This is a genomic window from Deinococcus phoenicis (genome assembly GCF_000599865.1).
GTDB classification, from domain to species: Bacteria; Deinococcota; Deinococci; order Deinococcales; family Deinococcaceae; genus Deinococcus; species Deinococcus phoenicis.
The window spans coordinates 1-13,002 of record NZ_JHAC01000004.1; the positions used below are offsets into that span (position 1 = coordinate 1).

The 13,002-nt window shown below is 73.0% G+C and carries 13 protein-coding genes; 3 read left to right on the forward strand and 10 right to left on the reverse strand.

Going from position 1 to position 13,002, the window contains the following annotated elements; genetic code table 11:
* Positions 1–94 precede the first annotated feature (94 nt).
* The 7 genes from DEIPH_RS00870 to DEIPH_RS00900 all read right to left on the reverse strand — a co-directional run bounded on the left by DEIPH_RS00870 (position 95) and on the right by DEIPH_RS00900 (position 6,123).
* A complete protein-coding gene (locus DEIPH_RS00870; protein ID WP_034352363.1) occupies positions 95–598 on the reverse strand; it encodes a CarD family transcriptional regulator in 504 nt (167 codons plus the stop codon).
* Positions 599–893: 295 nt separating this feature from the next.
* A complete protein-coding gene (locus DEIPH_RS00875) occupies positions 894–1,643 on the reverse strand; it encodes an ABC transporter permease (protein WP_034352366.1) in 750 nt (249 codons plus the stop codon).
* On the reverse strand, positions 1,640–2,587 hold the full coding sequence (locus tag DEIPH_RS00880) for an ABC transporter ATP-binding protein (RefSeq protein WP_034352368.1): 948 nt from the start codon (positions 2,585–2,587) through the stop codon (positions 1,640–1,642). The genes DEIPH_RS00875 and DEIPH_RS00880 overlap by 4 nt, the downstream gene beginning before the upstream one ends.
* Positions 2,584–3,774, reverse strand: coding sequence for an ABC transporter permease (locus DEIPH_RS00885; RefSeq protein WP_407636485.1), 1,191 nt, complete (start codon positions 3,772–3,774; stop codon positions 2,584–2,586). Before DEIPH_RS00885 ends, DEIPH_RS00880 begins: the two co-directional genes overlap by 4 nt.
* A 52-nt stretch (positions 3,775–3,826) precedes the next feature.
* On the reverse strand, positions 3,827–4,729 hold the full coding sequence (locus DEIPH_RS00890) for an ABC transporter substrate-binding protein (protein WP_034352371.1): 903 nt from the start codon (positions 4,727–4,729) through the stop codon (positions 3,827–3,829).
* Between the two features lie 125 nt (positions 4,730–4,854).
* Positions 4,855–5,235, reverse strand: a complete 381-nt coding sequence (locus DEIPH_RS00895; RefSeq protein WP_034352373.1) for an HU family DNA-binding protein — start codon at positions 5,233–5,235, stop codon at positions 4,855–4,857.
* A gap of 150 nt (positions 5,236–5,385) precedes the next feature.
* The gene (locus DEIPH_RS00900) at positions 5,386–6,123 is read right to left on the reverse strand and encodes a HesA/MoeB/ThiF family protein (protein WP_034352793.1); all 738 of its coding nucleotides are present in this window, start codon (positions 6,121–6,123) and stop codon (positions 5,386–5,388) included.
* 90 nt (positions 6,124–6,213) lie between these two features.
* Here DEIPH_RS00900 and DEIPH_RS00905 point away from each other — a divergent pair, with 90 nt between their 5' ends.
* The 3 genes from DEIPH_RS00905 to DEIPH_RS00915 all read left to right on the forward strand — a co-directional run bounded on the left by DEIPH_RS00905 (position 6,214) and on the right by DEIPH_RS00915 (position 10,795).
* Complete coding sequence (locus tag DEIPH_RS00905; RefSeq protein WP_034352374.1) at positions 6,214–6,780, forward strand: glycerol-3-phosphate acyltransferase; 567 nt, start codon at positions 6,214–6,216, stop codon at positions 6,778–6,780.
* Positions 6,777–8,912: a hypothetical protein gene (locus DEIPH_RS00910; protein WP_034352377.1), complete on the forward strand. Its 2,136-nt coding sequence runs from the start codon at positions 6,777–6,779 to the stop codon at positions 8,910–8,912. Before DEIPH_RS00905 ends, DEIPH_RS00910 begins: the two co-directional genes overlap by 4 nt.
* 113 nt (positions 8,913–9,025) lie before the next feature.
* Entirely contained in the window at positions 9,026–10,795 is a 1,770-nt protein-coding gene (locus tag DEIPH_RS00915; protein WP_034352380.1) for a stalk domain-containing protein, read from the forward strand.
* Between the two features lie 61 nt (positions 10,796–10,856).
* Here the strand turns inward: DEIPH_RS00915 and DEIPH_RS00920 are convergent, their stop codons facing one another.
* Genes DEIPH_RS00920 through DEIPH_RS00930 form a run of 3 tightly spaced genes read right to left on the reverse strand, consistent with a single transcriptional unit; the run spans position 10,857 to position 13,000 of the window.
* On the reverse strand, positions 10,857–11,726 hold the full coding sequence (locus tag DEIPH_RS00920; protein ID WP_034352383.1) for a 4-(cytidine 5'-diphospho)-2-C-methyl-D-erythritol kinase: 870 nt from the start codon (positions 11,724–11,726) through the stop codon (positions 10,857–10,859).
* A gap of 15 nt (positions 11,727–11,741) precedes the next feature.
* Positions 11,742–12,425, reverse strand: a complete 684-nt coding sequence (ispD, locus tag DEIPH_RS00925; RefSeq protein ID WP_034352386.1) for a 2-C-methyl-D-erythritol 4-phosphate cytidylyltransferase — start codon at positions 12,423–12,425, stop codon at positions 11,742–11,744.
* Positions 12,422–13,000, reverse strand: a complete 579-nt coding sequence (locus DEIPH_RS00930) for a UbiX family flavin prenyltransferase (RefSeq protein WP_034352389.1) — start codon at positions 12,998–13,000, stop codon at positions 12,422–12,424. Before DEIPH_RS00930 ends, ispD begins: the two co-directional genes overlap by 4 nt.
* Between the last annotated feature and the right edge of the window lie 2 nt (positions 13,001–13,002).

The window sequence follows — 13,002 nt, forward strand, 5'->3', positions numbered from 1 at the left end:
CACCCCCTGCATCTCCTGCCCCTTCACCCCCCGCCTCCCGCGGGGGGTGTGCGCGTTTGGGCTTCTGGACACGGCCCGCTGCCGGTTCTCGCCCTCAGGCGGGCGTCTCGTTCCAGGCATGGTCGAGCAGGCGCTGGACATCCTGGGCGTACTGGTCTTCCAGACCCCTGACTTCCTGTTCGAGGAGGCGGATGGCGCGGCGAAACGCCTGACGGTCCAGGTCAGGCAGGCCACGTTCATTGTTCCAGCGGCGCAGCTCACAGGTCAGCGTGGCCAGTTCGTAGGGGTCGCCGCCGACCAGAATCTCGGTCACGCGGCGGTGCCGGGCGGCCCACTGGCGGGGCAGGTTCAGTTCCCGGCTGATCTGGAGCCGCCTGAGCAGGTTCGGCATGTCGGCGGTCGTCAGTGCGGCGCGCATCCCGGTCCCCTGCGGGGCACTCACGGGGACAAAGGCGCGGCTGGCCGTGTTGGGAAAGTCCACCTGATAGTAGGCGTGGGTTTCCCCAGCGACCGGGCGCTGGCAGGTGCCCCTAACCACGCCGATCCCGTAGGGAGGCAGGACAACGCGATCACCGGGGCGGAAAGAAGTGCTTTTCACTGGGGTCACCTCTGCTGCGGCCGTGCAAGGGGGTGGGCCAAGTCGGGCTGAAAAGAGGACCACCGGGCGCTGTCCCACGGTCGGCGTGGGGCCGGGCCGGAGCCTCTCCCACTGAAATGAGCAGCGGCCCAGCGCAGGGCTGGGCCGGTAACACCTCAGGGGTGGGAAAGGTCAGGCAAAAAGGCCAGTGCGGGCCGGGGGTCATCGGATGAAGGTCCAGGCCGCATGATTCTCATCCTAGCAGCTCTCTATGAGAACTCCATCACAATAAACGTGGGGATGAGGCCGGTGCCCTTCACTCTGCTGGAGAGAGCGGGGAAGAGACCACCAGGCCCAGCAGTGCATCCAGGCTCAGGGCCAGGAGGGCCGCCAGCACGGCCCCGACCAGCACCAGACCCGGGTTCTGTTGCGAGAGGCCATTGATGATCGGCGCCCCCAGCCCACCGGCCCCCAGGGCCGCGCCGATCGTTGCGGTGCCGACGTTGTAGACCGTGCTGGTCCGCACGCCCGCCAGCAGAACGGGCAGGGCCAGCGGCAGTTCGACCCGCTGGAGCCGTTGCCACGGGGACATCCCCATGCCGCGTGCCGCGTCCAGCAGGTGCCCTTCCACGCTCAGCAGGCCCGCGACGCCGTTGCTGACCACGGGGACCAGCCCGTACACGATCAGCCCCAGGAGCGTGGGCGCCCAGCCGAAGCCCAGGGCGGGCACGGCCAACGCCAGGACCGCGAAGGTCGGCACCGTCTGTCCCAGGCCGACCAGGGTTTCGGTGAGGTGTCGCAGGGCTTCGCGGCCCGGGCGGGTCACCACCACCGCGAGGGGGACGCCGATCAGCAGCACCACCCCAGTGGCGAGCAGCACCAGCCCCAGATGCGTCAGCGTCAGTTGCCAGAGGGGCGGCTCGAAGGTCAGGCGTTCCCCCGCCGTCAGGGGCTGCACCAGCCGGGGGAGCACGCCGGGCAGCAGGCAGAAGGCCAGCAGCGCGGGCCACACGATCACGCCCCAGGGAACGCGGCTGGGGCGGCGCGAGGCGGGCACGCTGGTCACGCTTGGGCTTTCCGCGCCTGGGCTTCCCGGACGCGCAGGTCGTCCCAGCGCAGCACCCCCAGCGGAACACCCTCCCGCAGGACGGCCAGGGCGTCCGAACCCTCGCGCAGCATGACGCCCAGGGCGCTGCGGGCGTCCAGCGTGTCCGCGATCCTGGGCAGGCCAGCGGGGTCACCGGGCCGGACGAACTCGGCGGCGGCGCGGCCCGCGAGCTGGCGCAGCACGGCGTCCTCGCCCAGGAAGTGCCGCACGAAGGGGCTGGCGGGGCGGTGAATCAGGTCGTCCGGCGTGCCGAACTGGGCCAGCGTGCCCGCATGCATCAGGGCGATCCGGTCCCCCAGCCGCAGGGCCTCGTCGATGTCGTGGGTGACCAGCACGACTGTTTTTCTGAGGCGCTGCTGAATGTCCTTGAAGGCGTCTTGCAGGCGGTCACGGGCCAGGGGATCGAGGGCGCCGAACGGCTCGTCCATCAGCAGGACGGGCGGGTCCGCCGCGAGGGCACGCGCCACACCCACGCGCTGCGCCTGGCCGCCCGACAGCTCGCCCGGTTTCTTGGCCCGGTAGACGGCGGGATCGAGGCCCACCAGTTCCAGCAGGTCGTCCACCCGCCGGGCGGTTCGGCGGCGATCCCAGCCCAGCAGTTCGGGAACGGTCGCCACGTTCTGCGCGACCGTGAGGTGCGGGAACAGGCCGATCTGCTGGATCACGTACCCGAGACCCCGGCGCAGCTCCTCCGGGCGGAGGTCGCGGGTGTCGCGGCCCCCCAGCAGGACGCGGCCCGCACTCGGTTCGGTGAGGCGGTTGATCATCCGCAGCGTGGTCGTCTTGCCGCAGCCGGAGGGGCCGAGCAGCGCCGTGAGTTCGCCTTCCGGAAACTTCAGGTTCAGGTCACGGACGGCGTAGGCGTCGCCGTAGCGCCGCTCCAGATGTTGCAGTTCGATCAAGGCCCCCTCCCGAAGTGCCTGCCCAGCAGCCGTTCCAGCCCCCGCAGCGCCGCGTCCAGCCCCAGGGCGAGGAGGGCGGCGGGCACCGCGCCGAGCAGGATCAGGTCGGTGGCCGCGCTTTGCAGCCCCTTGAAGATGTAGGTGCCCAACCCGCCCGCGCCGATCAGGGCCGCCACCGCCGCCACACCGACCAGCAGCACGGCAGCCTGCCGGACGCCGCTCAGCCACACGGGCAGGGCCAGCGGCAGCCGCACGCGCCAGAACAGTTGCGCGGGGGTCATGCCCATGCCCCGCGCGGCGTCCAGGGTCCCGGACGGCACGCCCCGCAGCGCGACCACACCGTTTCGCAGGATGGGTAGCAGTGCGTACAGTGTCAGGGCCGTCAGGGCCGGGGCCACCCCGATGCCGCTGATCCCCAGTGCCCGGAGCGCGGGAAAGGCGTTGGCCAGGGCTGACAGCGGCGCGATCAGCAGGCCCAGCAGCGCGAGGCTGGGCAGGGTCTGCACCGCGTTCGCGGCGCCCAGGACGGTGCCCGCCGCCCGCTCGCGGCCCGAGGCCCACACCGCCAGCGGCACGCCGATCAGGAGGGCCAGGCCCAGCCCCTCTCCCACCAGCCGCAGGTGCTGCCCGAGTTCCTGCACCCAGCGCGGCCCCTCGCTGCGGCCCTCGATCAGCACCGACCAGGCGTTCAGGTGCCCGGACAGGAACAGCGCCGCGACGGGTGGCCCCCAGGCCCACGCCAGCCACCGCTCCGGGCGCGACCGGGTCAGAAGACCCGCGCCATACGTTGCGATGCCCGCGCCCAGCCAAAACAGCCACACCCCGCTTGCCGCACTCGCCCGCGCAAACGGGGCCTGGCCCGCCACCGCCGCCTGGGTTTGCGTTCCCAGCGCCCAGAAGCCGGCGACGACGGCCAGTGAGGCGGCCAGCCCGGTCAGGCGCGGGAACAGGCGGGCCGTGAGGAGGGGCAGCGCGGCCAGCAGCAGGCCGGCCCCCACCAGGGCAGGGGGCAGCCGCAGAGAGTCACCGGGGGCCAGCCGGTTGGGGCGCAGCAGCACCCAGGGCAGCAACGTGCCGGCCAGCATCGGCAGGGTGGCCAGCACCAGGACGGTGCCGGTGCCGCCGGGAACAGACCAGGGGGCGTAGGCCCCACGGACCCCGGCCCCCGGCTGGCCGGAAACGCTCACGCGAGGCGCTTGTCCCAGCGCGGGAAGAAGGCGCCCAGTTTTGCTGGAGAGGTCACCGGATCAGCCCTTTGCCCTTCAGGTAGCCCTCGGCGACGGCCTGCGCGGTGCGGCCCTCCAGCGCGACCTGGGCATTCAACCCCTGCAACGTGGTCTGGGTCAGGCCCGCGAACACCCTGTTCAGCAGCGCCGTGATCTGTGGATTGGCCTTCAGGACAGAGGTGCGGATGATCGGGGCGGGCTGGTACACCGCCTGCGCGCCTTTGGGGTCCTTCAGGGCCACCAGCTTCAGCGCAGCCAGGCTGCCGTCGGTGCCGTAGGCCATCGCGGCATTCACGCCGCTGGTGCCGTTCGCGGCGGCCTGCTGCGTCTGGGGCGGGGTGGCGCCCGCCAGCACCAGCTTCTGATCGGGCCGCAGCTTGAAGCCGTAGGCGGCCTCGAAGGCGGGCATGGTATCGGGGCGGTTGAAGAACTCGGGGCTACCCGCGATCTTGAACTTGCCGCCGCCCTTCAGGTACCGCGCGAGGTCGGCCACGCTGCTCAGCTTCTGGCCCTGCGCCAGCGTCTGCGGCACCGCGATCACCCAGGTGTTGTTCACGTTCGCGGGCTTCAGCCAGGTGATGCCGTTTTTCAGGTCCAGTTGCCGGGCGTAGCCGTAGATCTTGCCGGGATTGCCCGCCTCCTTCGCGCTGATTTTCGCCTGGGGAAAGAGGTACACGGCGTTCCCGGTGTACTCCGGGTACACGTCGATCTCGCCCGCCAGGATCGCCTTGCGGTTCACGCCCGTATCGCCCAGGTTGGTCCGGTCGGTGACCTCCAGCCCGGCGTTTTTCAGCGTCAGGACGATCATCTGACCGAGAATCTGCGCCTCGGGGTCGAGCTTGCTGCCCACCACGATGGGTTTGGCGGCGGCGCTGCCAACCAGCACGGCCAGCGAGAGACACAGGACGGTTTTCATCGTGAGGCTCAACGTACCCGCCCCCCGCCCGCCTCCGGGTAGGGCAGATTACAAACTCTGTCCAGGCAGCAGGCCGCCCCCCTGGAGCGGCCCGTTCAGAAACAGTCCCTTGTGAACGGTGCGGCTTAGAGGCTGCCCTTGAGAGGGGTGGCGAGCTTGAACCGGATCTTCTTGCCTGCGGGAATCTGGATGCGTTCGCTGGTGCCGGGGCGCACGCCGGTGCGGGCCGCCGTCGGCGTGACGCTGAGGGTGCCCAGGCCCGGCAGGCCCACGCTTTTGCCCTCGCGGAGGGCCTGCGTGACGGCGTTCAGCAGGGTCGCCACGGCCTCGCCCGCCTGCTTGCGGCTCAGGCCGGTGCGCTCAGCGACCTGCTCGATGATCTGCGTCTTGGCGATCTTGCCGCTGTCGGCGCGGCCCCCTTCTCTCTGTCCGGCTCCTGCGGCGGCGTCTCCGGCGTTGCGGCGGGCGGTTCCCCTGGGAGCGGCAGACTGGGTCGTTCTGGCCATGCATGGACCTCCGTGAGGTGGATTCGAGCTGAGTTGTTGGCTCAAATGCACAGTAACACACGTTTGGCGGGACGCCAGCCGGGAAACGTGCGCTGATGGGGGCTTTCCCCGGTTCTCCCGCCGGCCCCGCGAGGACGGCAGGCGGCAGTCTCAGCCTTCCCTGGCCGCGCCCCTCAGGTTCAGGACGCGGACGCGCCCGGTCAGGGCCTCGAAGGTCCACAGCCGGCCCCGCAGGGCCTCTCCCACGCCGCCCAGCACCTTGAGGGCCTCCAGCGCCATGACGCTGCCCACCACGTTCGGCAGCGGCCCCAGCACGCCCGCCTCGTTGCAGGACTCGGCCTCGCCGGGGTCGGGGAACACGTCGCGCAGGCCGAGGGCTGGCCCGAAGACGCTGACCAGTCCGCTGGTGCCGCTCGCCGCGCCCCACACCCACTCGCGGCCCGCCCGCTGACAGGCGTCGGCCAGGTTGTAGCGTGTCCCGAAATTGTCGGTGGCGTCCACGACGAGGTCCACCCCCCCGACCAGTTCGGCGGCGTTGTCGGCGGTCAGCCGGGCCGCGACCTCCACCCGCACGTGGGGATTGAGGGCCTGCGCGCGCGCGGCGGCCACCCCGGCCTTGGGCCGCCCCACGTCCGCCAGGCCGAACAGGGTCTGGCGGTGCAGGTTGCTGAGGTCCACCGTGTCGTCGTCGGCGATCACCAGCCGCCCGGTCCCGGCTCCGGCGAGCTGCGCGATCACCGGGCCGCCCAGGCCCCCCGCGCCGACCACCAGCACCGAGGCGGCCCGCACCCGTTCCTGCGCGCCCGCCTCCAGCCATTCGGGCACCAGCAGTTGCCGCGAGTAGCGCCGCAGTTCGGTCCGCGAGAGGGGAGCGGGTGGGGGCGTCATCATGCCGGGAGTCTAGAGTGCCGCCAGCCCGGGGGAGGCCCGCGCCCTGGCCGCACGCCGGGGCCGCCCGGCACTCTAGAATGCGCGCACATGCTCCTCCTGGTCGCGCTCGCCTCGTATCTGCTCGGTTCCCTCGTGGCGGGCGTGCTGTACTCGCGCGCGCGCGGCGCGGACATCCGTGACCGGGACCTGCCCGGGGGGAGCGGGACCTACCGGCAGCACGGGCTGGCAGCGGCGCTGCTGGTCACCGCCTGCGACGTCCTCAAGGGCGCGGCCGCCGTGCTGCTGGCGCACTGGCTCACGCCGGACTTCACCTGGGTGGCCACCCTGTTCGTGGTGCTGGGGCACTGCTATCCGGTGTTCTTCGGCTTTGCGGGCGGGGGCGGCATCGCGCCGCTGATGGGGGCGCTGCTGGTGGCCGCGCCGATCACGCTGGCGGGGATGCTGGCCGCCGGACTGGCGCTGATTCCCCTCTACCGGGCGACCTTGCAGGCCCGCCTGGGGCTGAATGCCGTGCCCTTTGCCACCGCTGTGGCCGTGCCGCTGGGCGTGCTGCTGGCCCTGCGCTACGGGGGCCTGCCCGACCTGCTGGCGGGAGGCGCGGCGATGGCGGCGCGCGCCCTGCACCTGCTGACCGCACAGAAGCGGCCCGCATGAGGCGGACGGAGCGCTGCGTGGTGCGGCTGGTGCTGGTGACGTTGGCTGCCCTGCTGGGAACAGCGGGGGCCGACGCCGTGCTGGAGGGCCGCACGCTGCGCTACGAGGACGGCGCGAACCTCCGCTGGTCGCGCAGCTACCCCGCCGCACTGGGCGACCTGACCGGCCCGGTCACGCTGGGAAAGACCACCTATCTGGGGGTCGGCCCGGTGGTGTACGCGCTGGGGGGAGCAGGAACCTTGCAGGCCCGCTACGACCTGCCGGGAGCCGTCACCTCCCTCGACGCGACGGGCGGCACGCTGCGGGTCAGCACGCGGGGCGAAGGCTACACCGAACGTTTCACGCTGGGGGACCCGCAGGGCGGCGGGCGCGTGCAGGAACGGGTGGTCTTTCCCCCTGACCCGGAGGTGACCGGGTGGCTGGCCCGGGCCGCCAGCCTGGTGCCGCCGGAGGACCTGGCCCGGGCGGCGCGGGAAGACCCGCTCAATCCCTTCCTGACGCTGCGGGAGGCGCAGCAGGCGGGGCGGGGCGGCGACCGCTACGCTGCCCTGAATGCGCTGCGGCGCACGCTGGGCAATGACTTGCCCTTTCCGGTCTGGGTGCAGCTGGCGGCGGCGCTGGACGCCGGCGGGTTCCCTGCCGCCGCCGATCTGGCGCTCGACCGTGCCCGCCGCGACGCCGCCGCGCGCGGCTACGACCCCGAGGTCAGCGTGAGCCGGGAGGCGCTGTTTGCCTACGGGAACCCCAGCGGGTACGTGGGCACGCTGCTCGACCAGGGCCGCCTGGGGCGGGCAGAGGCGTGGATGCGCTACCTGCGCGACCTGCATCCCCGCTTCGAGGGTGGGGGGGCGCTGTACCTCCGCTACGCGCAACTGCTCGACACGCAGGGCCGCAGCGGTGAGGCGGAGGAGTGGCGGCAGTTTGCCCGTGGGCTGCGGGCCGGGACGCTCTACAACCTGGGGCCGGAAGCGCCGCGCCGGGTCCGCGACGCCATGCGGCTGGTCACGCTGGCGCTGCTGCTGGCGCTGGGGGCGGCGCTGCTGGCCATGACCGTCCGGGCCTGGCGCGTGCAGGGCGAGGACACCCGCCCGCTGGGAGGCCGCTGGGCCGCCTGGCTGCGGCACCCGCTGGCCCGGATGCGCCGGGCCGCCGTCCTGTACGCCCCCGTGGGAGAGCGGCTGGGGCTGGTGGCGCTGGCCGCCGGGCTGGTCGTCAGCGTGGTGGGGTGGCAGTGGGCCAACACCACCGCCGCCCGGCTGGCCGCCCCCGCCCTGAACATCGGCACCTACGGGGGGGGGTGGTACGCGGCCCGCCTGGACGACCTGGACCTGCGCCCCACGCCCGATACCGCGCTGCTGGCGGGGCTGGCCGCGCAGCTTGACGGCGACGACAGCGCCGCCCGCGACCGCTACGCCCGCGCCCCCGGCGACGCCTGCGCGCTGAACAATCTGGGGGTGATCGCGCAGGAACGCGGCGACGCCCCGCAGGCGCGCGAGCAGTACCGCGCCGCGCTGGCGGCCCGGCCCGATCTGACCGCCGCCGCCTACAACCTGGGGCTGAACCCGGGCACTCCCGGCAGCGCCTTCCAGCGCAGCTACCGGCCCGGGGAACCCCGGCTGTGTTACCCCGACGACCGCAGTCTGGCCCGCGCGGTGAACGGCGACCTCAGCGTCACGCTGGCCCGCGACCTGCGCGATCCCCTCGCCGCCCTGACCCCGGCGGCCGGTCCGGGCGTGCAGACCGGCAGCGTGCGGCTGGGGTGGGCCTTCCTGGGTGCCCTCGCCTTGCTGACGTTGCTGGCCCTGTCGCTGCTGATCCCCCGCCCGGCCAGCGCCGCCCGGCAGGGCCGCCCGGCCGGTTACCGGCTGGCCGCGCTGCTGCTGCCGGGGACCGCCCTGCTGGAAGGGGCCTGGGGCGGCGTGTTGCTGCTGGCCTGGGCCGCTGCCCTGGCGGGCCTGGCCCCGCTGGCCGGGCTGACGCGTTTCGGCACGCCCCTCGACCCCACGCAGCCCGGCACCCGCACCGCCCTGCTGACGCTGCTCGCCGTGACCTACGCCCTGAACACCGCCGCGTTCATCGGCGCGGAACTGCGCCGGACCAGGTGGCGGCGGCGCGAGGGGACAGGGGGCTAGGGCGGCAGCAACGGGGCGGGCCAGCTCCGCCTCCTCACGCCGCCTTCATCGTCAGGCGGAACAGGGACAACCGGGGGCAGACAGCGGTCAGGTTGGGCGGGCATACTTCACGGATGTCTGTGCCCGCCCTGCCTGTTGTTCTGTCCCGTGCGGCCCGCCGAAGGTGGCGTGCCGGTGGCCGGGCGCTGCTCGCCGCGCTGGCCCTCGGCCTGGCGGCCGTGCCCGCCTCGGCCCTGGGGGCCGTTCAGCTCTCGTTCTCGCCCGACCAGACCGCCGCCTACGTGAACGGCGAGGCGGCCCAGTACCTCGCCCCGCCGCGTGTGGTGAACGGCCGGACCCTGCTGCCGCTGCGCGAGACGGCGGCGCTGCTGGGCCAGACGCTGACCGAGGCGGGCGGGCAGGTGCAGCTGGGCCGCCTGACGGTGGACACCGCCCGCAACGTCGCCTTTCTGGCCGGTGCCGCGCAGCCCGACGGGAGCGCCCTCCTGATCGGAACCACCCTGTACGTCAACGTCCGGTTGCTGGCCGACGCGCTGAACGCGAACCTGACGGTGGAAGAGGGGGGCCGCACCCTCACCCTCACGGCGCTGCGCGAGGGCGGCAATCCGCTGGCCCCGCAGGCGCGCTTCTCGACCGACAAGACCACCTATGCGCCCGGCGAGCGGGTCATCTTTACCGACTACCCCTTCGACCCCGACGGCGCGGACATCGTCAGCCGCAAGTGGACGAACCGCCAGGACGTGTACTTTCAGCCGGGCACCTATACCGTGTCGCTTCAGGTCACCAACAGCCGGGGCCTCCAGAGCCAGCCCTTTTCGCGCACCATCCGGGTGGAGGGGGCGGCGGTGGACACGCCGCTGAGCTACGCCCTGAAGTACGCCGAACCCGGCGACCGTTTTCCCGACCCGCTGGTGACCGGCTACCCCGCCGTGACGGCGCTCGCGGTGCCCAGCGCCAGCTCGCCGCTGCTGTTCAGTGACAGCCCGGAAGCCCCGGCCCAGAGCGGCGTGCTGTATCAGGACAGCGTGTCGGGGCGGGCGCGGCTGCTGGCGTACCATCTCAACGCGCTCGGCCGGCCCGCGCGGCTCTATGTCCTGGCCCGCAATCTCGAAGCCCGCGCCGTCGAGGTCCGCACCGAGCGTCTGGGCGAGACGGCCCCCACCCGCATCGAGGGCCTGCTGGGTCAGGTCACGCTGCTGGACTATTTCGCCAGCACGGGTGGGCACGTCCTGACCCTCGCGCCCGGCCAGAGCGCCGCCGTGTATGCCAGCCCCACGCTGGGCGTGGGCAGCGGCGTGAACGTGATGCAGGACCTGATCACCTCGGGCCGGGTGGAGCTGACCTTCGTGATGCTGGAAGACGCCCTGCCGCCCACCGCGCAGGTCGTGCAGCAGCTGCCCTACCTCCAGCCCGATGGCCGCCACGTGCGCGGCACCTTCCCGAACGCGGTGCGGTCGCTGCGCGTGAACCTGAGCACCCTGCCCGCCCGCATCGTGATCGGGGACGGGCAGGTGGACCCCGCCCTCACGGGCACCGACATGCTGACGGGCCGCCCCCAGCGCCTCAGCGGCAACTACGGCGTGCTGTACGACCTGGAGGTCAGCGGCGTGGCCGGGACCGCCGTCGCCCTCAGCCCGCGCGGCGGCCTCTACCGGGGCGCGATGAATGTCGAGGACGGGCCGATCAGCCAGACCATCAAGCTGCCCCGCAGCGGCAATGCCCTCACGCCCGACCAGCCCGTGCTGCTGTGGCGGCCCCGCACCGACCGCCTGAACATCGACTTTGTGCCCGCCAGTGGCAGCAATCTGCCGATCAGTCTGGTGTTCTACCGCACCGGGCTGTCTGCCGGGTTCGGCGGGGTGCTGAAGACGTACCAGCCCTGAAGGGGTGCGGAGAGCGGAAGGCAGCGGGCAAAGAACTTTTTCTGCCCGCTGCCTTCCGCCCCTACAGCGTGCAGGTCGCCGTCACCCACCACCCCGGATGGCGGCTCTGGAGAGTCCGGGCCGCGTCGTGGGCCTGATCGTCGCTGGCGGCCAGGGCGAAGCAGGTGGCCCCGCTGCCGCTCATCAGGGGCGAGCGCAGGCCCGCGCCGGACAGGGCGGCCAGCGTCTCGCGGACCGGCGCGTGGCGGGCCGCCACCGGCCCTTCCAGGGCGTTGAGGTACGGCACGGCCCGCCCGTCGGTGAGCGCGGCGAGGACGGCCTCCACGTCCAGTTTGGGGGTGAAGGCTTCCTCCTCGTCCAGCCAGGTGTAGGCGTCCCGGGCGCTGACCTCCACGCCGGGGTTCACCAGCACCAGCGGCACGCGCGGCACCGGCAGCGGCGTCAGCACTTCCCCGACGCCCTGCGCCAGCGCCGCCTGTCCCAGCAGGAAAAACGGCACGTCCGCGCCGAGCGTCAGGGCCAGCGCCCCCAGGTTCACGCCTGAGGGGTACAGCCGCGCCAGGGCCATCAGCGTGGTCGCGGCGTCGCTGCTGCCGCCGCCCAGGCCGGACGCCAGCGGAAGCCGCTTGCGGAGGGTGATCGTGGCCCCGCCGCCCACGCCCGCCGCCTCCAGATAGGCCCGCGCCGCCCGGTAGACCAGGTTGCGTTCGTCGGTGGGGAGGTCCGCGCCCTCCACCCGCAGCGTCAGCGTGTCGGCGGGCGCGATGTCCAGCTCGTCACCCACCATCAGCGGCACCATCACCGAGTGCAGCTCGTGATAGCCGTCGGCGCGCAGGCCGCGCACGCTGAGGCCCAGGTTGACCTTGGCGGGGGCGAAATAGGTGGCGGGGGCGGCGGCTGGAAGCGTGCGGGTCGGGGAGTCTAGGGGCATCGGGCACCTCGGCGCTCAGGTGGCATCCCGCCCAGCATCCCACATCGCGGCCACCGCCTGCGCGAGGGCCAGGTCGCCGGGGGCCGTGACCTTGAACAGCCGCGCGTCCCCGGGCACCAGCGTCACGGGCAGGCCCAGCCGGGCGACCAGCCCCGCGTCGTCCGTGGCCGTGTGGCCTCCCGCCTGCGCCGCCGCGTGTGCCCGCAGCAGCACTTCCCGGCGAAAGCCCTGCGGGGTCTGCACCGCCCAGAGGCCGTCGCGGGCCACGGGGTCCGCCCAGCGGCCCGCCGCTCCCCGCACCAGGGTATCCGCGACGGGCAGGGCGGCGGTGGCCGCGCCCGTCTCGGGAATGGCCTCCAGCAGCGCGTGAACCACCTGCGCAGGCAGAAAAGGCCGCGCCGCATCATGCACCAGAACCACCTCTGCCGTGGTCGCCCGCAGCAGGCGCCGCACACTTTCCTGCCGCGTCGCGCCGCCCCCGATGGCGCGCGCGGGGACGCCCTCCGGCAAGGTCAACCCCTCCGGGAGCGCCACCAGCACCTCGTCCACCAGCGGGGCGAGGGCCGCCACGCTGCGGGCCAGCAGGCTTTTCCCCGCCACCTCCACGAAGGCTTTCGGTCCCCGGCCCAGGCGGGTGCCCGACCCGGCGGCGGGAATCAGGGCGGCGGTGCGGCCCGCCAGGAAGCACAGGCCCGTCACGACGCCTCTTCCTTCCAGCGCCGGAAGCCCGGCACGTCCAGCCCGAACTGGTCCAGCACGCGGGCGGTGACGAAGTGCAGCAGTTCGTCCACCGTGTCCGGCGCGTGGTAGAAGCCGGGACTGGCGGTCATGACGGTCGCGCCCGCGTCATGGGCGGCCAGCATGTTGGTCAGCATCGGGCGGGGGAGGGGGTCTTCGCGCAGCACCAGCACCAGCCGCCGCCGTTCCTTGAGGGTGACGTGCGCGGCCCGGGCCAGCAGGTTGTCGGCAAAGCCGCCCGCCACCTTCGCCAGTGTTCCGGCGCTGCACGGCACGATCAGCATCCCGCCGGTCCGGAAGCTGCCGCTGGCGACGCTGGCCGCGAGGTCGCGGTCATCGTGGGTGACGTGCGCGAGGGCGGTCAGGTCCGCGAGTTGCGGGCCGCGCTCGGCCGTCATCACGCGCTTGGCCCCGCTGCTCACGATCAGGTGCGTCTCCACGTCCAGCGCCCGGAGGGCCCGCAACACCGACAACGCGTAAGGCATCCCGCTTCCGCCACTGACGCCCACCACCAGCCGCCCCACGCCCGCCGACATAG

Bases quoted from the DNA above. Each gene is read 5' to 3' on its own strand.
- DEIPH_RS00915 (WP_034352380.1), top strand. From the start codon at position 9,026: ATGTCTGTGCCCGCCCTGCCTGTTGTTCTGTCCCGTGCGGCCCGCCGA.
- DEIPH_RS00905 (WP_034352374.1), top strand. From the start codon at position 6,214: ATGCTCCTCCTGGTCGCGCTCGCCTCGTATCTGCTCGGTTCCCTCGTG.
- DEIPH_RS00910 (WP_034352377.1), top strand. From the start codon at position 6,777: ATGAGGCGGACGGAGCGCTGCGTGGTGCGGCTGGTGCTGGTGACGTTG.
- DEIPH_RS00930 (WP_034352389.1), bottom strand. From the start codon at position 13,000: ATGTCGGCGGGCGTGGGGCGGCTGGTGGTGGGCGTCAGTGGCGGAAGC.
- DEIPH_RS00920 (WP_034352383.1), bottom strand. From the start codon at position 11,726: ATGCCCCTAGACTCCCCGACCCGCACGCTTCCAGCCGCCGCCCCCGCC.
- DEIPH_RS00900 (WP_034352793.1), bottom strand. From the start codon at position 6,123: ATGACGCCCCCACCCGCTCCCCTCTCGCGGACCGAACTGCGGCGCTAC.
- DEIPH_RS00895 (WP_034352373.1), bottom strand. From the start codon at position 5,235: ATGGCCAGAACGACCCAGTCTGCCGCTCCCAGGGGAACCGCCCGCCGC.
- DEIPH_RS00890 (WP_034352371.1), bottom strand. From the start codon at position 4,729: ATGAAAACCGTCCTGTGTCTCTCGCTGGCCGTGCTGGTTGGCAGCGCC.